The organism is Dyella sp. (genome assembly GCF_036568765.1).
Taxonomy (GTDB): Bacteria; Pseudomonadota; Gammaproteobacteria; order Xanthomonadales; family Rhodanobacteraceae; genus GSA-30.
This window is the reverse complement of sequence record NZ_DATCRY010000134.1, coordinates 23,319-44,775: the sequence shown is the minus strand read 5'-3', so window position 1 is coordinate 44,775 and position 21,457 is coordinate 23,319. Positions and strand designations below refer to the sequence as shown.

Below are 21,457 nucleotides of genomic sequence, written 5' to 3'. Positions count from 1 at the left end.
TCATCGAAACAAGCAAGTCGAAACTTACTTCGTTTCCTTTTCCATCAGCGTGGCGACCATGTTGGCCGGCACTTCCTGGTAACGGTCGAACTCCATGGTGAAGTTGCCTCGGCCGCTGGTGGCCGAACGCAGGAAGTTGATGTAGCCGAACATTTCCGCCAGCGGCACGTAGCCCTGCACGAAGGCCGACGGACCGCGCTGGCCCTGCTCGCTCACCGAGCCGCGACGGCGGTTGATGTCGCCGATGACATCACCCAGGTAATCGGGCTCGGTCACGACTTCCAGCTTCATCACCGGCTCGAGCAACTTGGGCTTGGACATCTTCTGCGCTTCGCGGAAGCATGCGCGTGCAGCGATTTCGAAGGCCAGCGCCGAGGAGTCCACGTCATGGAACTTACCGTCGATCAGGCGAGCCTTGAAATCCAGCACTTCGTAGCCCGCGATCTGACCCTGGCGCGATTCCACGCGGATCGCGTGCTCCACGGCCGGGATGTATTCGCGCGGCACGCGGCCACCGACGACTTCGTCGGAAAACACCACGCCCGAACCCGGCTCACCCGGCTCGAAGATGATCTTCACTTCGGCGAACTGGCCCGAACCGCCGGACTGCTTCTTGTGGGTGTAGACGTGCTCGACCTGCTGGCCGAACGCCTCGCGGAAGCTGACCTTGGGCTTGCCCATGTTGGCTTCGACGCCCAGTTCGGTGCGCATACGGTCGATGGTGATTTCCAGGTGCAGTTCGCCCATGCCCTTAAGCACGGTCTGTCCGGTTTCCTTGTCGACTTCCATCTGCAACGATGGATCGGCCTTCACCATCTTGTAAAGCGCGGTGGACATCTTGTCGACGTCATTGCGGCTCTTCGGCTCCACGGCCACGCTGATCACCGGGTCGGGGAAGCGCATGCGCTCCAGCAACACCGGATGGGCCGGATCGGTCAACGAGTCGCCGGTCTCGGTTTCCTTCAGCGAGACGAACGCGCAGATGTCGCCGGCGCGGACTTCTTCGATTTCCTTGGTGGCGTTGGCCTGCACTTCGACGATACGGCCGATGCGCTCCTTCTTGCCGCGCGTCACGTTCTGCAACGTGTCGCCCTTCTTGATCACGCCGGAGTAGATGCGGGTGAAGGTCAGGGTGCCGAACTGGTCGTTGATCACCTTGAAGGCCAGCGCGCGAACCGGTGCGTCGTCGGTCACGTCCTGCTCGCCGATGATGTTGCCGTCTTCGTCCACCATCGAGATGCCGCCGTTCTCGCCCGGGTACGGCATGTAGTCGACCACGCCGTCCAGCAGCTGCTGCACGCCCTTGTTGCGATACGATGAGCCGCAGAACACCGGCACGAGATCGCCCGTGACACAGCCCTTGCGGATGTACTTCTTCAGGTCTTCCAGCGACGGCACGGTGCCTTCGCCGAGGTAGGCGTCCATGGCGGCCTCATCCTGCTCGACGGCCGTCTCGATGGACTGCTCGCGCAGCGCGGCAAGCTGGCTGACCCATTCGCGGTCGCCGGCGGCCTGGAAGGCCTTGACCTTCGGGTGATCGGCGACCTGGTCCAGCGGGATGGTTTCCCACTTGCTGTCCTTGTCGTCGCCCAGCCAGATGTAGCCCTGGCCCGCGATCAGGTCGGCCATGCCGATGAATTCGTCGTGGCTGCCCAGCGGAACCTGGCACAGCACCACGTTGGCGCCCAGACGGTTCTTGATGCCTTCCACGCAGTGCTTAAAGTTGGCACCGATACGGTCCATCTTGTTGACATAGCACATGCGCGGGACCTTGTACTGGTCGGCCAGGCGCCAGTTGGTCTCGGTCTGCGGTTCCACGCCGGCCACGCCATCGAACACCACCACGGCGCCGTCGAGCACGCGCAACGAACGGTTCACTTCGATGGTGAAGTCCACGTGTCCAGGGGTATCGATCACGTTGATCTGGTGACCTTTCCACTCGGTCGAAACGGCAGCGGACTGAATCGTGATGCCGCGCTTGCGTTCCTGCTCCATGTAGTCGGTCGTGGTCGAGCCCTTGCCGTCCTTCGTGTCGTGCACGTCGACGATCTGGTGCTTCTTGCCGGTGTAATACAGCACGCGCTCAGTGGTGGTGGTCTTGCCGGCGTCGATGTGCGCGATGATGCCGATGTTGCGGTAAAGCTTAAGCGGTTTCTGGCGTGCCATAGTGGCCGGCTCCGAAGGGACGATGGTAAACCGCTAATTATACGCGCAGTTCCTGTCCGATGTACCCATCTGGCGCATGAAACCGTGCTCCACCCTGGCAGGCTCAGCCCTGACGAGCCCGCCAGGATGCTTGCGCGGAGCCCAGCGCGCTGGCTGGCAGGGAAAAATGCGGCCTCTGGCCGCCTACAGCCAGCGGCGAGCGCAGTCGCTGCGCCGGCCCCCAGGAAGTGAGTTCTAAATCGGGCCGGCGGTCGAGTGCGCTTTCGGAGGCGAGCGACTCCAGATCGAGAGATTGCTCTCCCGCACCGGTCAACCAGTGCGCGGTGCGCGCCAGCGAAAGCCTTGCTGCAGCGCCCTGGCCGCTGTGCTTGCGTTCCGCCAGCGCGGCCAGCACGGCGGCCGCCATCAGGTAACCGGTGCCATGATCCAGTGCTTGAACGGGCAATGGCATGGGCTTGGCGCTGCCCTGGCGCATCATGCCGGCATGCGCAATACCGGTGCTCATCTGCACCAAGCTGTCGAAGCCGCGCCGTCCAGACCAAGGCCCCGTGGCGCCATAGGCGTTCAGACTGACGTCGATCAGACCCGGACAAAGCCGTAATCGCTCCGCCATGCCATAACCAAGGCGCGCCAGCGCATCCGTGCGATAGCCGTGTACCAGCACATCGCAGTCCGCAAGCAGTCGCTCGAAGACGGTCCGGTCGCCGCTATCGTGCAGGTCCAGCCGAGCGCAACGCTTACCTGGCGTGACCTCGGGCGCCAAGCCCGGTTCGTCCCAATCGGGCGGATCGATGCGCAGCACCTGGGCTCCCCAGCCAGCCAGGAAACGCGTCGCCACCGGGCCGGCTAGCACGCGTGTCAGGTCAAGCACGCGCACCCCAGCCAACGGATATAAAGGATCGAACGCCGGTAAGGGGTGTGGCGACGGCGCGCCTGCCTCGCGATGGATCAGCGGCTCGCTGTTGACCGCCCGCCCCTGCGGATGCTCCAGCCACTCCGGCAGGCTGCGCATCGTTGCGGCGCAGCCACCGGCCTCGACAACTGCCTGTTCGAGCGCATCGGCGGACCATGATCCCACCGCGGCAGCCATGGCGGTCTTGTCTGCATGTGGACCGAGCACGCGCTGCGCGGCTGCGCGGTGGGCGGGAGCATTCGTATGCAGACGTATCCAGCCATCCTGTGCCGCATAGTCGCCTGCGAGCGCATCCCAAAGCGGCGGTGGCGTCCAGCCTTGCGGGCGAATCGAATCATGGAACCACATCGACGCGAGCCTGCTGTCGACCTCGACGTGACCGGGATCGTGACCGTTCGAAGCGATCCAGGCGTGCAAAGCCAACCCTGCCGTGGCGATCGTTGCGCTCGCCATCGGCGTGACATGGAAGGTCGATGGCAACGCCCCGGCATCATGAAAGCGTAGCTGTTCCAATCGCTGCGCATCGCCGCCGAGCGCAGCCCATGCCTGCGCTGTCATCACCCTCGCCTGCTCGCTCATGCCGTCCGACCTTGTCGCAATCGCTTCTGTTGCGAGCGATGGTTGAGCGCACTAGAGTCGCCGTCAATCTTGATCGAATCGATCAACACGTGGATACGAAACGCTGGCTATCGGCCTCTGAAGCCATGAACTGGCTGGACGTGCGGCAGCAGACGCTGTACGCGTATGTCAGCCGCGGGCGCATCCGTGCGCGCCCCGATCCCGACGACGTTCGGCGCAGTCTTTATCACCGACTCGATGTGGAGCGCCTCGCCAAGCGGCAGGCCGGACGGCATAGCGCGGCGAGCGTGGCGGCCGACGCCATTGCCTGGGGCGAGCCCGTGCTGTCTTCGGGCGTATCCACCGTCGCGGATGGGCGCCTTTACTACCGTGGTGTCGATGCCGTGGCATGGTCGGCGCAGGCGAGCCTGGAGGATACCGCCGGACTGCTGTGGCAATGCGCGCCGCCGCATTTCGATGACGATGCAGCGATCGATACACAGCGCGGCACACCGCTATCGCGCGCATTGCTCGCTTTGGCTGTGGATATGCCGCTGGGCGCCGACGGTAACGACCGCGATCGGTCGATCGAGGCGGCGCGTCGGCTGATTTCGCGGCTAGCGCACGCGCTACTTGGCCCTACCGATGCAACCGCACCTTTGCACGAGCGTCTCGCCGAAGCCTGGCGCGTACCGCGGGCAACCGACCTGCTGCGCCGCGCCTTGGTGCTTCTGGCCGATCACGAGCTCAATACATCTACTTTCACTGCGCGCGTAGCCGTCTCCGCCGGCGCCTCGCTACAGGCGTCCTTGCTCGCTGGCTTATGTGCGCTGAGCGGTACCTATCATGGCGCCGCGGGACTTGCCGCCTGGGACGCGATCCGGCGCGTGCGGGACGAACCGGCCGAGCGCGCGATCGAAAGCATGGGCTTGCTCGATACGCGGTTTCCGGCTTTCGGCCACCCGCTTTACCCGCAAGGGGACGAGCGCGCCACCGCACTGCTGGCGCAATTTACCGCGCCATCGCACGTGCAGGCTTTGCAGGCCCAACTGGAAGCGCACAGTGGCGATAAGCCGAATATCGATTTTGCACTGGCGGCACTGGCCGAAACCTTCGGTCTGGACGATCAGGCACCGATGACGATCTTCACGCTAGCGCGCAGCATCGGCTGGATCGCTCACGCGCTCGAACAGATCGAGAGCGGCACACTGATACGCCCGCGTGCGCGCTATACCGGGGACTTGCCCAGGGCCTGATTGCTCACGCAGAGGTATCCAGTAGGGAGCCGGAACTGCTGTCTCCTGCTTTCAGCAACGCCTGGGACAGTGCCTGCATGGCCTGCTCCAATCGACCCAGCGTATTGGTTACCGCCAGCTGCGCCGCGGTAATGCGTGTCAGGCTGGCCGAGTCCCCCGGATGATTGTGTGCACTGGCGGAGGCCAGCTCCTGCTCCTGGCGCGCCAACAGCTTTTCCAATTGCTGGATCAACTTGAGCAACTCCTTGACCACCGCCGATTCGGTGCCGGAAGTAATGCTGCTGTCGGCTGTGGATGTCGCGGCATTCTGCTTTACCGGTACGTTCACGTGCGTGCTGCCTGACTGCGTGCTGCTATTGCCGCCGCTTTCGCCGGCCCGACCGGTATCGCTCGACGAAGGAACGTGGGGATCGACGGCTTTGGCTAACGAAATCATGGGATGTCCGGGTGGCTGGCAGTCCTTTGCAGGGACTCATCGGCCCGGACCGCAAGAACTTTACCGTCCGTCAAAACATGAATGTTAAATAAACAAGTCAGGTAAGTTCGCTTGCTATTAAATAGTGCGCTATGTAAATTACTTCCATGGTCACGAAGCTTCTCATCGATAAAAGCGACTTGCCGGCGCCGACACTCGACGGTCAGCTCTGCTTCGCGCTCTACTCGGCGGGACTGGCGATGAATAAGGTCTATCGCAAACTGCTTCGTCCGCTGGACCTCACCTATCCGCAATATCTGGTGATGCTGACTTTGTGGGAAAACCCGAGCATGAGCGTATCGGAGATTGGCGAGCGCCTTTATCTGGACTCGGCCACCTTGACGCCCCTGCTCAAGCGGCTGGAAACCGCAGGCCTGGTCGTGCGTCAGCGATCGCGGGAAGACGAACGGCAAGTCGTTATCAGCCTCACCGAACGAGGTCAGAAGCTGCAGGAAAAGGCCATTGACGTGCAGTACGGCGTGGTTTGTGCCAGTCAATGTGCACCAGATGAAGTGATGAAACTGAAGGGCCAATTGCAGGATCTACGGACCAAACTCGCCCGAAGCGCCTGAATTTTTTTCGAACATAAACATCGCGCGCTATTTAATAGCGCAAAATCAGCCAGGAGATCCAACCATGAGCATCGAAAACGTTCTGTACCGCGCCCAGTCCAAAGCAACCGGTGGCCGCGACGGCCGCGCCGTCTCCTCCGATGGCGTCCTCGACGTCCAACTGACCACCCCGAAGGAACTGGGCGGCAACGGCGCCCGCGGCACCAACCCGGAACAGCTGTTCGCCGCTGGCTACTCGGCCTGCTTCCTCGGCGCGCTGAAGTATGTCGCCGGCCAGCAGAAGAAGGTCTTGCCCGCCGATACCAGCATCACCGGCAACGTCGGCATCGGCCCGATTCCGACCGGCTTCGGTATCGAAGTAGAACTGACTATCTCGGTCCCCGGCCTGCCGCGTGAAGAAGTCGAAGCGCTCGTGGAGAAGGCGCATATCGTGTGCCCGTATTCGAATGCGACGCGCGGCAATATCGATGTGAAGCTGACGGTGGTTTGATCGGTTGCCGGTTTAAAGACGCCGGATCCCGGTATACACCGGGACGACGACGAAGGGGGCAGCCAACGGGTGCCCCCTTTTTGCGATCTTTCGCTACCGTTCCAACAGCAACGCAGCAGCCCGCTCGGCAATCATGATCGTCGGCGCATTGGTATTACCGCCGATCAGGGTCGGCATGACCGATGCATCGATCACACGCAGATGTTCGATGCCATGCACGCGCAGCTCGCTGTCCACCACGGCCCCTGCCCCTGCTCCCATGCGGCAGGTGCCGACCGGGTGATAGATCGTCTCGGCGCGTCGCCTGATGAATTCGATGTATTCGGCATCGCTTCGCAATACGCGTTCGGGGTAACGCGACGTGCCGCGATACGGCGCGAACGCCGGCTGGCCGAGAATTTCCTGCGACAGTTTCGCCACTTCGACCATGACCTGCAGATCGTGTCCTTCCGGATCGCCAAGATAATTCGCCTCGATCCGCACGGACTGGCGCGGATCGGGCGATGCCAGACGGATATACCCACGGCTGCGCGGATGCAGGTGGCAGGCATGCAAGGTATAGCCGCGCCCCGGTAACTCGCGGTTGCCGTGATCTTCCAATTGCGCGGGAATGAAATGGAACTGGATGTCGCAATGTCCGTCTTCGGCAAAACGACTGCGCACGAAACCGCCGCCCTCGGCGGCATTGCTGGTGCCAGGGCCATCGCGGCGCAGCAGATAGCGCAATGCGACAGCTGGCTGGTTCAAATGATCGTAGGTTTTCGGCCAGGTGGTACCAGTGACGCTGCAAATATCCAGGTGATCTTGCAGGTTCGCGCCAACGCCAGGAAGGTCCACCGCAACGGCAATGCCGTGCTCGCGCAAGGCTTGCGCCTGACCGATGCCGGAGAGCATCAGCAACTGCGGGCTATTAATCGCTCCTCCCGAAAGCAGCACCTGGTTCGCTTCGATACGGCTGCCATCGAGTAGCTCGACCCCAGTTGCACGGCCGCGATCGACGATCACGCGCGCAGCTTGCGTACCCGTACGAACGTGCAGATTCGGGCGTTCCAGCACTGGATGGAGATAGGCCATCGCGGCCGAGCAACGGCGCGCGGCGCGTTGCGTCACCTGGTAGAGACCGAAGCCTTCCTGCTGTGGGCCGTTGAAATCGTCGTTGCGTGGATACCCGGCCTGCACTCCGGCCTCCACAAAAACGTCCGACAACGGATGGTGGTAGCGCAGATCGTCGACGCCGAGCGGACCGCCTGCGCCATGCCATGCATCCTCACCGCGTGTATTGTCCTCGGTGCGGCGGAACCATGGCAGCACCTGCTCCCACGACCAGCGCATGTCGCCCGTCTCGCGCGCCCAGGCGTCGTAGTCTTGAGGTACCCCGCGGATATAGCACATGGCATTGATCGAGCTGGACCCACCGAGTGTCCTTCCGCGCGGCCACCACAGGCGGCGCCCCTGGAGTTGCGCCTGTGGTTCGGTGAAGTAATTCCAGCCGAACCATTGGCCGCCGTAGAGTTTGCGTAGGCCCCGCGGGTGACCGACCAGTTTGGCCAGGCCGATGGGCATGTGGATCAAGGGATGCCAATCCCTGGGCCCTGCCTCGAGCAGCAGCACGCGGTTTGCCGGGGCTTCGCTGAGGCGATTGGCCAGCACGCAACCGGCCGAACCGCCGCCGACGATCAGATAGTCGTAGACCATGGCCTTCCCTGTCGGTGGGTTGGGCCGATCATGAGGGACACGGTGACGATTGGAAATTTGCGGTGCAGCGTGATGGAACGAAGGGCGAGGACCGAGAGGGAGCCAGGAGAGTGGAACGACCGCAAAAAGAACGTGCCGCCCATCGGCGGCACGTTCTTTCATCCTTACCCTCAGCTACAACTTAATTGCCGAAGTCGTATCCCACTTCCAGGTAGACGGCGCGGCCGAGCGCGTTGTAGTCGCCCACATCGTAGTACGGCCAGTTGCCATTCGTATCGTCACGCGGCGGGCGCTTGTTGGCGATGTTGTTCATCACCAGCGAGATCGATGCCTTCGGCGTGACCTTATAGTTCACGCTGCCATTGAAGATCACCCACGGCTTGATATTTTTCTCGGTGCCGATGGCGTTCCAGCTGCTACCGTCGCGAATTCCGAACACCGTGGTGCTCCACTTGCCGATGTTCCAGGTGATCGTTCCACTGACCTTGCTCTTGAATTCGTCGGAGTTATAGCAGCACAGGTAATTGAGGGTCTGGTCACCCGCCTTTTCCTGATAGGTGTGCTTCAGTTCATCGTAGTAATCCAGACCGAACAGGAAGTCACCAGCAGCGCCAGCCTTCAGGTGGTAGTTCAACGAGGACTGGATACCGGTCTGGTACTCATTCGCCACGTTAATCGGATAGGTATCGACCTCGTTGATCGCACCCGGGTTGATCGGCGCGTTCGCTGGATTGCGCTTGACCTCGCCGATCACCTGTTGGCAGGTCGGCGAATTGATGTCGTACGTGGTCTGACCGTTCTCCGACACACCCAGACGGCAGTTGGCTTCCTGGCTGAGGATCTCATCATTACCCAGGGTCACCACTTCGTTGGAGATACGGATGGCATTGTAGTCCACCGACCAGCTCAGCGAGTTGTCCGGCGTCGACCACACAAAACCATAGGTAAAGGTCTTGGCCGTGATGTCCTTGAGTTTGGTATTGCCTTCGGACACACCCAGAATGCTCAAGCCAGACTGCGGGCAGCTGTCGTAGGTCGAAGAGTTATACCCAGCCTGGCGACACAGGTAGTAGTCGGTGTTGGTGGTATAGCCACTCGAGTGAGACGAGAACAGGTAGAACATGTCCGGCGCACGGAAAGCCGTCGCGTAGCTGCCGCGCAACAGCAGCGTATCCATGGGGCGGTATTCCAAGCCGAGCTTGTAAGTGCCCTTGCCTGGGGTTTGGCCGCCGTACTTATAGCGGTCGAAACGACTGGAGAGGTTAACAGTCAACGAATCGAGCACCGGTACGCGCATTTCCGCGCCTACCGCGTACGAACTGCGCTTGCCCGAGGCAACCGTGGTACCGCCAACGCCACGGAAGTAGCCTTCATCGGCCAGGGGGCTGGCCGAACGATTGTCAAAGCGCTCGTTGCCGTTCTGAGCGATCAAGGCGAAACCGACATCGCCGGCCGGCAGCGTGAACAAGCTCGGCGTATTAGCCGTGATCGTCTCGTTCTGCGTCCACGACATGGAACTGGCACGATCGGTCGCGGTGAACTGATCGTACAGAGACCGCGTGATCGGCTGGTACAGGCGCGAGAGGTTTGGCGCGTAGATAGCGTAACCATTCGCATCGGTGCCCAATTGGGGACCGAGATAGTACTGATCGATACCGTTGTTGGCCAGGAAGTCTTTCGAGTTGCGGATTACGTTGGACTGCGACCGATTGTAGTACGCATCGTAATTCCAGCTTGAGGAACCGATCTGGCCCTTGATACCAAAGGTAGCGTTATAAGTACGCGTGTAGACATGCTGGAAGGTCGCATCGGTTCCGACCTCTTCTGGAGCATAGATGCGCTGCCACTCTTCGTACTGACCGCTGGTCTGGTTGTAGAACGTGTTGTTCCAGAACGGACTGCCGCCCGAATAGGTCGGATTGCTAAAGCTGTACAACAACTCCGAATACAGCTCCGTGGTGTCGTTGAGGTGGTAGTGCATATTGAGCAGGCCATTGACGTCCGTGCTCTGGTTGCTCAGGCTTGCCTGCGCCACATTATTCGGGCTACCGCAGTAGTAGCCCAAGTTGGAACCGGCACGATAGGCGTAGATCGTGCTGTTGCGGTACAGATAGCTCAACGGTGCGCAGGTGGCCGCACCCGGATCGATGTAGTGCGCGTTATCGCCAGCGGCCATGCGCAAGAAGGTACGCGAAGGCACACCCGGCTTGGTCGGATCGTCGTTGTACGAGTCAATGTAGCTGCGCTGGTAGGCCCAGATCGGGTCTTCCTTCGACAACTGGATACCGCCGCTGATGTCGAAATCGCCCCAGGTGTGGCCCGAGCTCACTTGCAAACGCTTGTTCAGACCGCCACCGCTGGTGTAGTCGCCCACGCGGAAGGACACGTGCGTACCGTCGACATGATCCTTCATGACGATATTGACCACGCCCGCAATCGCCGACGAGCCGTAGATCGAGGACTGGCCGCCGGTCAGCACGTCGATATGATCGATCAGACCGACAGGGATATTGGCGATATCGGTAATGTTGTTATTGCCGTTGTATGCCAGCGGATAGCTGGCCATCGGACGGCCGTTGAGCAGGGTCAGGGTAAAGCCTGGACCCAAGCCGAACAGGCTGATGGTTTTGGCGCCCGGCGTGAAACCACCTGTGAACTGCGGATCCTGTACCGAGCCGTTGGCTATGGGCAACGCGCGCAGGGCCTCGAACGTATCGGCAAAACCTTGACGATCGATGTCCTTGGCAGTGATCGTCGTCTGCGGCGAAGGACCTTCGATCTGCGCGCGCGGAATCAACGAGCCGGTAACCTGTACGGCTTCGAGCTTTTTGACGTTCTTGTCGTCTTTGCCATCCGTTGTGGTGCCGCTGTCTTGACTGCTGTTGTCTTGTGCGGTGGCCTGCGGACTGCCGGCCGGCGTTGCTGCCGGAGCGTCGGCGGCAAGCGCCTGCGCGATCGACAGTGCCAAAAGCGTCGACGCGAAAGCGTAAGCGATTGTGTGTTTCATAAAGCGACGGTGCTCCCCAATAACGTGTTGAAAACGCCGTCGGCTCGACGGCTTGCAACGATCCACCCTTCCCTTTTATTGGCCGCAACACGCTGCACGACTTGAGAGGAGGCTCCCTGTGAACCTCCGCCATGCAACCTGTCCCCTGCGACCGACTGCTCCCTTACATCCCTAACCAGGCCGCCCTTTCAGGGGTTGCCGAGCCATTCGATTTCCGCCACCACCACGTCATGCGTCCCTAAGGCATGCCAGCGGTAGTAGCGGTAATTCCCCGGATGCGCGACGATGAACGCGCGTGTCTGTCGACGCCAGGCGAACTGCTCGCCATGACGACGGTCGACCGTCATCCAATGCTTACCGTCCACAGAGCCTTCTAATTCCCAGTCGGAAGGATCTGCGCCAGGCTTGGCCGACGACGTAAGCGTGTACATCTGCACCTGCTGCGCGGCCGGCAATTGCAACCGTACCGGTGCCTTGTGCAATGTCGCCTCCGTATCGGAGGTGTTATCGCTTATGGCCTTGGCGGCGGTTGCATCGCCGTCGATCGATACGCTTGCGCCGCTCTGGTCGGCCAGATCGCTCATCGGCGCGGGCGTTGCATCCCCAACAGTCAGCGACGGCAGGCGCGCGTCCGCACCGGTGCCCCAACGCGAAGGTGTCGGCCCCATATCGAAGACCAGATGAGCATTGTCGAGATCGCGCTGTGCGATCCAGGTCTTGTCGTAAGGCTTGCCATTGAGCGTAACGCTCTGGATGTAGCGATTGCGATCGCTCACGTTCGGCGCATCGATGGTGATCGTGCTGCCCGAGGTGGAATGAATCGCCATGTGCGGGAAATACGGTGCGCCGATGGCATAGGTCGGCGTGCCGACGCGCAAGGGATAGAAGCCTGCCGCGCTGAACAGCCACCAGCCGGACATTTCGCCGTTGTCTTCATCGCCCGGATAACCTTGGCCGATATCGCTGCCGGCATAGAGCCGCGACAGTGCATCGCGCACTTTGTCCTGGGTTTTCCATGGCTGCCCGGCCACATCGTACATATACAGGATATGGTGCGAAGGCTGGTTGCTATGACCGTATTGCCCCATGCGCACATCGCGCGCCTCGAGCATTTCGTGGATCACGCCACCGTAGTCGCCGACATGGAAATAGCCCGGCGCGTTGAAGAACGCATCGAGCTTGGCGGCCAATCCGTCAAGGCCGCCGTACAGGTTCGCCAGGCCCTGCCCGTCCTGCACACCGCTATCGAACGCCATGTTCCAGGCATTGGTTTCGGTGTAGTCGCCGCCCCAGGCATAGGGGTCGAAATTCTTGGCATCGATACGCCACTGGCCATCGGGCTTACGCCCGATAAAGAACCCGGCCTCGCGATTGAACAAGCGCACGTAATTACGCGCACGATTGCTGAAGTATCGCTCGTCGTCGGCGTAGCCCTTATAGGTGTCGCCCGGCACGGGATGGGCGGCCAGGTTCCGTGCCAGCTCGGCGATGCCGAAATCGTTCAGATACCCGGCCATCGACCAAGACAAGCCTTCGTCGGTGCTGTTATCGGTATAGCCGGTAAAGATCGAACGCTCCACACCCTTGCGACCGGCCCCACGGATGTCGCTGACGACCGTCGCATCCTTCAGCGCGGCCTGATAGAACGAGCGCACATCGAAGCTGGTAATTCCCTTGTTCCAGGCATCGGCAAACGCCACGTCGGCGCTCGTGCCAACCATCAGATCGGCAAAACCTGGCGACGACCAGCGTGCGATCCAGCCGCCATCGCGATACTGCTGCACGAAGCCGTCGATCATGGCACCGGCATCGTGCGGGGTCAGCAAGACATAGGCAGGCCATGCAGTGCGATAGGTATCCCACAGCCCGTTGTTGACGTATGGCTTGCCGGCAAGCACACGTGCGCCCGTCTGTGTCGGCGTATCGGCACCCGCATGCGCCGAGAACGGGCTGGCATAACGGTATTCGGGCTCCGCGGCACTGCCGACATTCTCGAAAGCCTCATTCGGATACATGAAGAGGCGATAGAGATTGGAATACAGCACACGCTTGTCGTTACCGCCCGCGCCAGGAATCTCGACGGTCTTGAGCACGTTGTCCCACGTGGCCGCTGCCGCCGCCTGCACGCCATCGAACTTGGCATCGGCAGGAAGCTCCAGTTCCAGGTTATGCCGCGCCTGATCCACGCCGATCAACGAGGTGGCGATACGCATGGTTACCGTCTTTCCGGCGCTCGTATCGAAACCGTACCAGGCAGCAACATGGTCACGGCCCTGGCCGGTCAAACGGCCGCTTTCAGTTACCGGACGATCGAAGACAGCATAAAAGAACAGTCGCGTCGCACCGGTCGAAAGCTGGCTGGCGACATCCGAATAGCCGCTGAGCGTGCCGTGTTGCGGATCGAGTTCGATGCCGCCCTTATCGTTGCGATTGTCGAAAATCAGTTGCGAGCGATTACCGGTAAAGGTGAATTGCATCATCGCCGCGTGATCGGTGGGCGTCATCTTCGTCACGATGCCGTTGTCGAACCTCACCTGATACAAGTCGGCACGGGCGATTTCGTTATCGTGCGAAAAGCTCATCGCACGCTTGGCGCGATCCAATACAGGCTCGCCGCTTGTGGCGGCTGCGGGCATCACCTGGAACGTCTGGCGGTCGCCCATCCAAGGGCTCGGCTCATGGCTGAGCGCGAATGCTTCGATGCGTGGGCGATTGTCCGCACCGTTGCGCTCCTGGTACTGGTAGATCCAGTCCGATCCGGCGGCGGTCGTCGGCGTCCAGAAATTGAAACCGTGCGGCACGGTGACCGCAGGGAAGTTATTGCCGCGCGAGAAGTGACCGTTGGCAAAACTGCCGCGGCGCGTATCGATATATTCGTGCGGCGACAAGGCATCGCCCGGTGCGGTGGATGTTCCCAGGCGGATATCGTCGATATAACCATGGAAAGCCGCGCTGCCAGCTGGCGCATCTGCCACTAACTCGATAGCCGAAACAGCCTTGCCTACGGCGACCGCGCCGACATCGATATCGATGCGGTTCCATTGGTTACCGTGCAGGATACGCGCCGCGCCTTGCGCGGCAGCCGTGGCCGCCGTACGGTACTGGTCCACGGCACCGAGGCCGGACAGACGCGTGCCATCGGCAAACAAGATGTCGACCGCCACGTGCTGCGCGGGCGCCGAGGCATCGTCCTCTTGCATCGCTGGAAAAATGGCATAGGACAGATGCATGCCCGCATCGACCTTGAACGATCCTGGCTTGAACAGTGCGATGCGCCGCGCGCCTTGCGCGCTCACCGCGTCACCGTCGTAGCGCAGAGCGTGCAGGCCGCTGAACCCGACTTCCGGCCGGGAGGTCAACACTTCTTTCTTTGCTGGACCGCCGACCACGGCAATATGCAGGCCATCGGCCTTGGCGGCGACAAGTGTTGCCTGATTTGCCTCGAAGGAATCGAAGAAAGCTGGCGACTTACCGACGCTGTCGCCTGCATGCAGCGATGTAGCCGACGCCAGCGCTACGGCGACACCCGCACACAACGCCGTCAAGCGCCAGGCCGACTTCGTGCCAGTGCGATAACACGGCGACAAATGCTTGCTCATGCCCTCTCCCCTCTCTCAAGGCGCCGTCCTGGCACCAGCGATTCAATCGATTGAAATCTGCTGCAAATAAAAATCCCAGTTACCGCCGCATCAGCTGTGCGGCGGTCCGAACGACGGAGGCGCATTCTTAAGATCGCTACCCCAGGCAGTATCGGCGCTGCTCTGCAAGGTGAATTGCACATGTCCACCATGTTCAATCACGCTTGCCGGGAACCACGGCTTGTTGTGCGTCTTGCCGTTGAGCGTTACCGCATGCACGAAGGGCACGTCGGTGCCTGCCTGCGGCGCATCGACGACAAGGTCGCCACCCTGGCGATGCACCACCGCCTTGGTAAACAACGGGCTACCGAGCACCAGTTCCGCACGACCGGGAATTTCCGGATAGAAGCCCAGTGCCGACCACACATACCATGACGACATTTCACCCAGATCGTCGTTGCCAGGAATACCGTCGGGCGTGTTCTTCCACAGCGAATTGACCACGATGCGTACCGACTCCTGCGTCTTGTACGGCTGGCCGGCGAAGTCATAGAGCCAGGGTGCGGCCACCGACGGCTCGTTATCCAGCTCCGAATGCAGCGGACCTGCCTTGGTCAACGCCCACTTGCCGTTGTCGTCGTGGAAGAAGCGATCCAGACGCGCAGTCGCCTTCGGGTAGCCGCCCAATTTTTCGAACAGGCCGTGGACATCGAACGGAATCATCCACAAATAGACTGCGGCGCTGCCCTCGACGAAGCCGTCATCCGACTCCGGCTTGAATGCCGGCCAGCTGCCGTCGGCATTGCGATTCTGGATATAGCCGCCTTCGGGCGCCGCATTCGGGTTGAAGATGTTGCGCCAGTAGCCGGCACGCGTCAGGAACTGCTTCTCGCCCGCCTTGTCACCCACCTGAGCGGCCAGTTGCGACAACGCGAAATCTGCGGTGACATCTTCGAGCGTCTCGGCCGCACCGGCCCAGGCATGCGACTGAGTGGCGATGTAGTGCAACTTCAGCCACTGGTCGAGCGAGGGACGCTGGCCGACGCATTCGACATTGCAACCGTCATCGGAGCTGTCATGCACGGTCGGTACCGTGGCCGCCTTCACCAACGAGGCGTACGCCCCCTTCAGGTCGAAATCGTGGCCGCCGAAGACCCAGATATCGGCCAATGCCGGTACGGCGGGGTCGCCGCTCATCACATGTGTACCGCCGCTGTTATGGGTCCAGCGGTCCCACTCGCCGTCGTTCTGCTTGGCCTGGTTATACAGGGATTGGGCAATATCGCTGCCGATCTTCGGGAACAGCCACGTCACCAATTGCAGATGCGAGCGATAGATATCCCACCCGGAGAAGTTCGCGTACTGGATCTTCTGGGAACCTTCAACGCGATGCGTCTTCTGGTCGAAGCCGCGATATTCGCCGTTGACGTCACTGTAGACATTCGGGTGCATCAGCACGTGATAGAGCGCGGTATAGAACGTGGCGCGCTGGTCCGGCGTGCCACCGTCGATGGCAATACGACCGAGCGCGTCGTTCCAGGCCTTGCGCGCGCTTTCGTGCAACTGCGCCAACGTCGTACTTGCCGGGATCTCGGCATCGAGGTTGGCCTTGGCGTTGGCCAGGCTCACATAGGAAATACCTACGCGCACCGTCACCGGCCCCTTGGACGGATCGAACGAGACCCATGCACCCGAGCCCTTGCCGGGTTCGGGGAAACCCTTGTCGCCGTAACCCGTACCGCCCTTGGCGGAAGTCTGGCCCGGCTTGACGCTATCGTTCTCCCAGGCACCTACGGCAGTGAACGGTCGGTCGAAATGAGCCACGTAGTACAACGTGTAGTAACTACGCTGATCGGCCTTGGCCAGGTAGCCACAGAAGTTGCCGCTGGTGACCGAGCCACTGATCGTTCCGGAGGCCTGATCTACCTGCACATCGGCATCGCTCGAACCGACTTCCGAATCGGAAGCGCGGATCAGCAGATTCGCCGGCTTACCGGACGGATACGTAAAACTCGCCATGCCGCTGCGCATGGCTGCACCGAGCTCCACCTGTACACCATCGGCAAGCGTCACGCGGTAGTCGCCCGCTTTGGCCTTCTCGTTCTGGTGGGTGAAATCGGTAGCGTAGGTCGTGTCTTTGAGGTCGGCCGACGGCGAACTCGTTACTGCCTGGGTGATCGGCATGAACGGCACGTCGCCACTGGCGCCGGCACAGCCGGCGCCGGATAGATGCGTGATGCTGAAACCACGAATGCGCGTAGCGTTGTACTCGTAGCCACTGGGCGATGCCGTGTGTGTATGTCGGCCGCGGGTGTTTTCAGGGCTCCACTGCAGCATGCCGAACGGCAGTACCGCGCCGGGAAATGTATTGCCTCCATTCGTGCTGCCGATCAGTGGATTGATCGCATCGGCCGGCGTATCGGCGCCCTGCGCCCACGCGGCACCTGCCAGCGAAAGACCGGCACAAACAAACAGGTTCAAAGCAAAAGAACGGGACATGAAGGCTCACACGCTCGGAAAGCTAAAGGGAAAACAGCCGCCAGGTGCATGGAACCAAAGCCGAGGCTCATGCATTTCAGGCGAATTTAGATCGATCTAAATCCAGCACGTAAAAAATGGCGATTCGGTCTTTTGAAGGTTGGAGTTCCCCGGGGTTTGGAGCGGCGTGTGAGAGATTGGACGTCTAGACGGCATACCAGACATGCAACTGACACGGACTCTACATCGAAATTTCACGGACCGCTACGGTCTAAAGTGTTGCTGCAATGCGGTATCGGAAGTATCTAATGAAACCAATTTATTGGACGCGTATCGGCGCGGCGAAACGGCTCCGTAAAAAGTCCACGAAGGTCTGCAGCGGTAAGGACGCCTGCCGATGTTGCGGATAAACCGCATGCACCGCCTGGGTCGGTGGACGCCAGTCATCGAGCACCGTCACCAACTCTCCTGCCTCGATCGCCTCACCCACGATAAAAGTCGGCAGATAAGCAAGACCCAGGCCCTGGATCGCCGCATCGCGTACCAGCTCGCCATTGTTCGCGCGCATGCGCCCTGTCACCGCGACGCGTAACGGCGGCGTGCCGCCAAACTGCCATTCGACATGGCGTCCGTGACCATAGAGTAGGCATTCGTGGGCGGCCAGTTCGTGCGGATGCGCAGGCACCCCATGACGGGCCAGATAGGCCGGACTGCAACACGTCACCATTGCAACCGGTGCAATGCTGCGTGCGATCAACGACGAATCGGCAAGACTGCCGATTCGCACTGCCAGATCGTAGCCTTCGCCGAGCAGATCGACGGTACGATCATTGAGATCGAGCTCCAGCGCCACTTCCGGATAGGCGGCGAGGAACGCCGGCAATACCGGACTCAAGTGCATCGTGCCGAAGGACATCGGGGCGCTTACGCGCAAACGCCCGCGCGGCACGCGATTGGTCCCGGAGATGCGCTGCTCCAGCCCATCGACATCCTGCAGGATGATGCGCGCAGCCTCCTCGTAGCTGCGCCCCAGCTCGGTCACACGCAAATGCCGCGTGCTGCGCGCCAGTAAACGCACGCCCAGCCGCGCCTCCAGCGCCATCACACGCTTGCTCACGTACTGCTTGGACAAGCCAAGCTTTTCGGCAGCTGCGGTAAAGCTGCCCGCGTCGAGCACATCGACGAAGAGACGCATGTCCTCCAACTGGCTCATTGTCAACTCCATGGCGACAGTGTTGCGCATCTTATGCCATTTATTAGCCAAAATGGCGACATTAAGATTCACCTATCGACCGCCGGCATTGGGCCGGCAACCTTCCTGAAGGGGAGTCACATCATGCAAACCCATAGCGCTTCCACAACATCTCTTATCGGCCGCGTCCTGCTTTCGGCACTGTTCCTGATCAGCGGCTTCGGCAAGTTGGCCGCGCCCGCGGCGACCAAAGCCTATATCGCCTCTGCTGGCCTGCCCTTGCCTGACGTCGCCTACTTGATTGCTGTCGCTGTCGAAGTTGGCCTGGGTCTGTTGCTGCTTGTCGGTTATCGCAGCCGCATCGTCGCCACGCTGATGGCCTTGTTCACTCTTGCGACCGCTTTTGCTTTCCACGCGCACTTTGGCGATATGAATCAGCAGATTCATTTCTTGAAGAACTTCGCGATTGCCGGTGGTTTGCTGCAAATCGCGGCCCGGGGTGCCGGAGCGTGGAGCCTCGATGGCCGCCTTGCCAAGCGCTGAATCTTTTTACTTTTTGACCAGGAGAAACGTCATGCTCGATATCCTCAAGGCGAATGCGCGCGGTTTGGCCGATCATGGTTGGTTGAAGTCGCGGCACAGCTTCTCGTTCGGCCATTACTACAACCCGCAGCAGATCGGATTTTCCGATCTGCGCGTGATCAACGACGATCGGGTGGCAGCCGCTCAAGGCTTTGGCCAGCATCCGCACCGCGACATGGAAATCTTCTCGTACGTGTTGGAAGGTAGCCTCGAACACAAGGACAGCATGGGTACCGGTTCGGTCATCCGCCCAGGTGACGTGCAATTGATGAGCGCCGGCAGTGGTGTCACGCACAGCGAATTCAACCATTCGGGCGATGAGCAGGTGCATTTTCTGCAGATATGGCTGTTGCCGAACGAACAGAACGCCAAGCCGCGTTATCAACAGCGGCATTTCACCGAGGCGGAAAAGCGCGGACAGTTGCGTTTGATCATTTCGCCCGATGGCGCTGGCGATTCGCTGGAAATTCGTCAGGATGCGCGAGTCTACGCGGGGTTGTTCGACGGTGAGGAAACCGCGGAATTGAAGTTGCCGAACCATCGCCATGCTTACGTCCAAGTGGCTCGCGGCAGCATCGTGGTCAATGGCCAGCGGCTGGAAGAAGGCGATGGCGCGCGCTTGCGCCAAGCAGAAGTATTGCGTTTGAGCGAAGGCAAGCAAGCCGAGGTGCTGGTGTTCGATTTGCGGCCGAATGAGCTGCCGCAGATGGCCTGACGAGAGGCCCTGCCAGGCTCTCTCACATGAAGTAAGTGAAAGAGGTGGGGAGTGAGCGAGGAGCAAAGCCGGTGCCAGCACGTGCTTTCTCTGGCGCCTCACTCCTCTCAACTCGCTCCTCGTATAATGGGGTCTCCCATCCCTCCACAAAGACCCCGCATGATCGAACTAGTCGGCTTCGATGGCGATGACACTCTCTGGCATAGCGAAGGCTACTACCAGGGCGCTCATGCCGAGTTCGAACGTATCGTCGGCCATTATGTCGACCTGGAAAACCTGCGGCTGCACGATCGCCTGCTGGAAACCGAGCGGCGCAATATCAAGCTGTTCGGGTATGGCGCCAAGGGCATGACCTTGTCGATGCTCGAGGCAGCGATTGACGTGACCGAGTCGCGTATCAGTGCCGCCGACCTGCATCGGATTATCGCTATCGGCAAAGATGTTCTCGCTCATCCGGTGGACCTGCTTCCGGGTATTCGCGAAGCGGTCGAAGCGGTCGCGTCCCGCTACAGAGTCGTACTGATTACGAAAGGAGATTTGTTCCACCAGGAGCAAAAAGTCGCCAGTTGCGGCCTCGCCGGGCTGTTCCAACGCATCGAGATCGTTTCGGAGAAGGACGAGCCGGCCTACAGGCGCGTGCTTGGCGAGTGCGCGGTGCCGATGGAGCGCTTCGCCATGATCGGCAATTCGCTGCGCTCGGATATAGCTCCAGTGGTCACGCTGGGGGGCTGGGGTGTCTATATGCCCTATCACATAACCTGGGCGCACGAGGCGGATACGGACTTTGCCGATAGTTCGCCCCGCGTCGTCCGTATCGATGGCGCGACCGGCATTCCGGGGGCGCTGGCGGAACTCGATCGGCGTGCGGTGGCTTGAATGGCCACGACCGCACCGGATAGCTCGCTCGATACGCTCGAACGCGACCGCGCACGATTAGCGGATTTCATCGAGCGACATCCACGGCTGTTCGTGCTGACCGGCGCGGGCTGCAGCACCGATTCGGGTATTCCAGATTACCGCGACACCGATGGCGGTTGGAAACGGCCACCGCCAGTAACGTACCAGGCCTTTATGGGCGAACTTGCCACGCGCCGTCGCTATTGGGCACGCAGCCTGGTGGGGTGGCGCCGCTTCGGTCGCGCACAACCGAACGATACGCATCGCGTTTTGGCCCGCCTCGAACAAAAAGGGCGTATTGAATTGCTGGTGACGCAAAACGTCGATCGCCTGCATCAGGCTGCCGGTAGCGCGCACGCTATCGATTTGCACGGCCGGCTCGATCTCGTCCGCTGCATGCAGTGCGAAACGCGCCTGTTGCGCACGGACTTCCAGGCAGCGCTGGAGCGCGACAATCCAGACTGGCGTCACGTCGAAGCCACCGACGCCCCCGATGGCGACGCCGATCTGGATGGGTTGGACTTCAGCGGGTTTGCGGTCCCGCCCTGCCTCCAATGTGGTGGCATCCTCAAGCCGGATGTCGTGTTCTTCGGCGAAAACGTGCCCCGCGAACGCGTCGATGCCGGCATGCGAGCTGTCGCACGAGCCGATGCGATGCTGGTGGTCGGGTCTTCGCTCATGGTCTATTGCGGCTATCGCTTCGCCTATGCGGCGGCCAAGGCGGGCAAGCCGATCGCGGCACTGAATCTGGGCCGGACCCGGGCCGACCCACTGCTGGCCCTGAAAATCGACCAACCTTGTGCCGCGGCGCTGCGTTTCGTCTTATAGTCGTCTTTCCGAGGAATGCTCGGCTTGCGTTCTATCGTTCTCCGGCCGGAAGTAA

The 21,457-nt window shown here is 61.0% G+C and carries 15 protein-coding genes; 7 read left to right on the top strand and 8 right to left on the bottom strand.

Annotation, left to right across the window (positions count from 1 at the left end; all coding sequences use genetic code 11):
• Positions 1-24 precede the first annotated feature (24 nt).
• Complete coding sequence (fusA, locus tag VIM98_RS09900; protein WP_331992936.1) at positions 25-2,166, bottom strand: elongation factor G; 2,142 nt, start codon at positions 2,164-2,166, stop codon at positions 25-27.
• A gap of 103 nt (positions 2,167-2,269) precedes the next feature.
• The gene (locus VIM98_RS09895; protein WP_331992935.1) at positions 2,270-3,658 is read right to left on the bottom strand and encodes a CoA transferase; all 1,389 of its coding nucleotides are present in this window, start codon (positions 3,656-3,658) and stop codon (positions 2,270-2,272) included.
• Positions 3,659-3,747: 89 nt separating this feature from the next.
• On the opposite strand from VIM98_RS09895, the gene VIM98_RS09890 reads away from it, so the two are divergent.
• Positions 3,748-4,893 carry a citrate synthase family protein gene (locus tag VIM98_RS09890; RefSeq protein WP_331992934.1) on the top strand — a complete coding sequence of 382 codons (1,146 nt, stop codon included), beginning with the start codon at positions 3,748-3,750 and terminating at the stop codon, positions 4,891-4,893.
• Positions 4,894-4,897: 4 nt separating this feature from the next.
• Here VIM98_RS09890 and VIM98_RS09885 read toward each other — a convergent pair whose 3' ends face one another.
• Positions 4,898-5,329 carry a hypothetical protein gene (locus VIM98_RS09885; protein WP_331992933.1) on the bottom strand — a complete coding sequence of 144 codons (432 nt, stop codon included), beginning with the start codon at positions 5,327-5,329 and terminating at the stop codon, positions 4,898-4,900.
• Between the two features lie 146 nt (positions 5,330-5,475).
• Between VIM98_RS09885 and VIM98_RS09880 the strand changes: the two genes are divergently transcribed.
• Together VIM98_RS09880 and VIM98_RS09875 are read left to right on the top strand one after the other, a co-directional pair.
• Positions 5,476-5,940, top strand: coding sequence for a MarR family transcriptional regulator (locus VIM98_RS09880; protein WP_331992932.1), 465 nt, complete (start codon positions 5,476-5,478; stop codon positions 5,938-5,940).
• A 64-nt stretch (positions 5,941-6,004) separates the two neighbouring features.
• Entirely contained in the window at positions 6,005-6,430 is a 426-nt protein-coding gene (locus VIM98_RS09875; protein WP_331992931.1) for an organic hydroperoxide resistance protein, read from the top strand.
• 93 nt (positions 6,431-6,523) lie between these two features.
• On the opposite strand, the gene VIM98_RS09870 is transcribed toward VIM98_RS09875, so the two are convergent.
• The 5 genes from VIM98_RS09870 to VIM98_RS09850 form a co-directional block, all read right to left on the bottom strand.
• Positions 6,524-8,125 (bottom strand): choline dehydrogenase, encoded by a 1,602-nt coding sequence (locus tag VIM98_RS09870; RefSeq protein ID WP_331992930.1) that lies wholly within the window; start codon positions 8,123-8,125, stop codon positions 6,524-6,526.
• A gap of 181 nt (positions 8,126-8,306) precedes the next feature.
• Positions 8,307-11,132 carry a TonB-dependent receptor domain-containing protein gene (locus VIM98_RS09865; RefSeq protein WP_331992929.1) on the bottom strand — a complete coding sequence of 942 codons (2,826 nt, stop codon included), beginning with the start codon at positions 11,130-11,132 and terminating at the stop codon, positions 8,307-8,309.
• Between the two features lie 188 nt (positions 11,133-11,320).
• The gene (locus tag VIM98_RS09860; protein WP_331992928.1) at positions 11,321-14,731 is read right to left on the bottom strand and encodes a GH92 family glycosyl hydrolase; all 3,411 of its coding nucleotides are present in this window, start codon (positions 14,729-14,731) and stop codon (positions 11,321-11,323) included.
• Between the two features lie 90 nt (positions 14,732-14,821).
• Positions 14,822-17,209 carry a GH92 family glycosyl hydrolase gene (locus tag VIM98_RS09855; RefSeq protein ID WP_331992927.1) on the bottom strand — a complete coding sequence of 796 codons (2,388 nt, stop codon included), beginning with the start codon at positions 17,207-17,209 and terminating at the stop codon, positions 14,822-14,824.
• Positions 17,210-17,507: 298 nt separating this feature from the next.
• Positions 17,508-18,401, bottom strand: a complete 894-nt coding sequence (locus VIM98_RS09850) for a LysR family transcriptional regulator (protein WP_331992926.1) — start codon at positions 18,399-18,401, stop codon at positions 17,508-17,510.
• Between the two features lie 123 nt (positions 18,402-18,524).
• Here VIM98_RS09850 and VIM98_RS09845 point away from each other — a divergent pair, with 123 nt between their 5' ends.
• From VIM98_RS09845 to VIM98_RS09830, 4 genes are all read left to right on the top strand, one after another.
• Positions 18,525-18,923 (top strand): DoxX family protein, encoded by a 399-nt coding sequence (locus VIM98_RS09845; protein WP_331992925.1) that lies wholly within the window; start codon positions 18,525-18,527, stop codon positions 18,921-18,923.
• Between the two features lie 31 nt (positions 18,924-18,954).
• Positions 18,955-19,677, top strand: coding sequence for a pirin family protein (locus VIM98_RS09840; protein WP_331992924.1), 723 nt, complete (start codon positions 18,955-18,957; stop codon positions 19,675-19,677).
• A gap of 159 nt (positions 19,678-19,836) precedes the next feature.
• Positions 19,837-20,553: an HAD family hydrolase gene (locus VIM98_RS09835; protein ID WP_331992923.1), complete on the top strand. Its 717-nt coding sequence runs from the start codon at positions 19,837-19,839 to the stop codon at positions 20,551-20,553.
• Positions 20,554-21,402 (top strand): NAD-dependent protein deacetylase, encoded by an 849-nt coding sequence (locus tag VIM98_RS09830; protein WP_331992922.1) that lies wholly within the window; start codon positions 20,554-20,556, stop codon positions 21,400-21,402.
• Positions 21,403-21,457: the final 55 nt, after the last annotated feature.

Bases quoted from the DNA above. Each gene is read 5' to 3' on its own strand.
- VIM98_RS09880 (WP_331992932.1), top strand. From the start codon at position 5,476: ATGGTCACGAAGCTTCTCATCGATAAAAGCGACTTGCCGGCGCCGACA.
- VIM98_RS09850 (WP_331992926.1), bottom strand. From the start codon at position 18,401: ATGAGCCAGTTGGAGGACATGCGTCTCTTCGTCGATGTGCTCGACGCG.
- VIM98_RS09855 (WP_331992927.1), bottom strand. From the start codon at position 17,209: ATGTCCCGTTCTTTTGCTTTGAACCTGTTTGTTTGTGCCGGTCTTTCG.
- VIM98_RS09830 (WP_331992922.1), top strand. From the start codon at position 20,554: ATGGCCACGACCGCACCGGATAGCTCGCTCGATACGCTCGAACGCGAC.
- VIM98_RS09870 (WP_331992930.1), bottom strand. From the start codon at position 8,125: ATGGTCTACGACTATCTGATCGTCGGCGGCGGTTCGGCCGGTTGCGTG.
- VIM98_RS09860 (WP_331992928.1), bottom strand. From the start codon at position 14,731: ATGAGCAAGCATTTGTCGCCGTGTTATCGCACTGGCACGAAGTCGGCC.
- fusA (WP_331992936.1), bottom strand. From the start codon at position 2,166: ATGGCACGCCAGAAACCGCTTAAGCTTTACCGCAACATCGGCATCATC.
- VIM98_RS09895 (WP_331992935.1), bottom strand. From the start codon at position 3,658: ATGAGCGAGCAGGCGAGGGTGATGACAGCGCAGGCATGGGCTGCGCTC.
- VIM98_RS09840 (WP_331992924.1), top strand. From the start codon at position 18,955: ATGCTCGATATCCTCAAGGCGAATGCGCGCGGTTTGGCCGATCATGGT.
- VIM98_RS09865 (WP_331992929.1), bottom strand. From the start codon at position 11,132: ATGAAACACACAATCGCTTACGCTTTCGCGTCGACGCTTTTGGCACTG.
- VIM98_RS09885 (WP_331992933.1), bottom strand. From the start codon at position 5,329: ATGATTTCGTTAGCCAAAGCCGTCGATCCCCACGTTCCTTCGTCGAGC.
- VIM98_RS09835 (WP_331992923.1), top strand. From the start codon at position 19,837: ATGATCGAACTAGTCGGCTTCGATGGCGATGACACTCTCTGGCATAGC.
- VIM98_RS09845 (WP_331992925.1), top strand. From the start codon at position 18,525: ATGCAAACCCATAGCGCTTCCACAACATCTCTTATCGGCCGCGTCCTG.
- VIM98_RS09875 (WP_331992931.1), top strand. From the start codon at position 6,005: ATGAGCATCGAAAACGTTCTGTACCGCGCCCAGTCCAAAGCAACCGGT.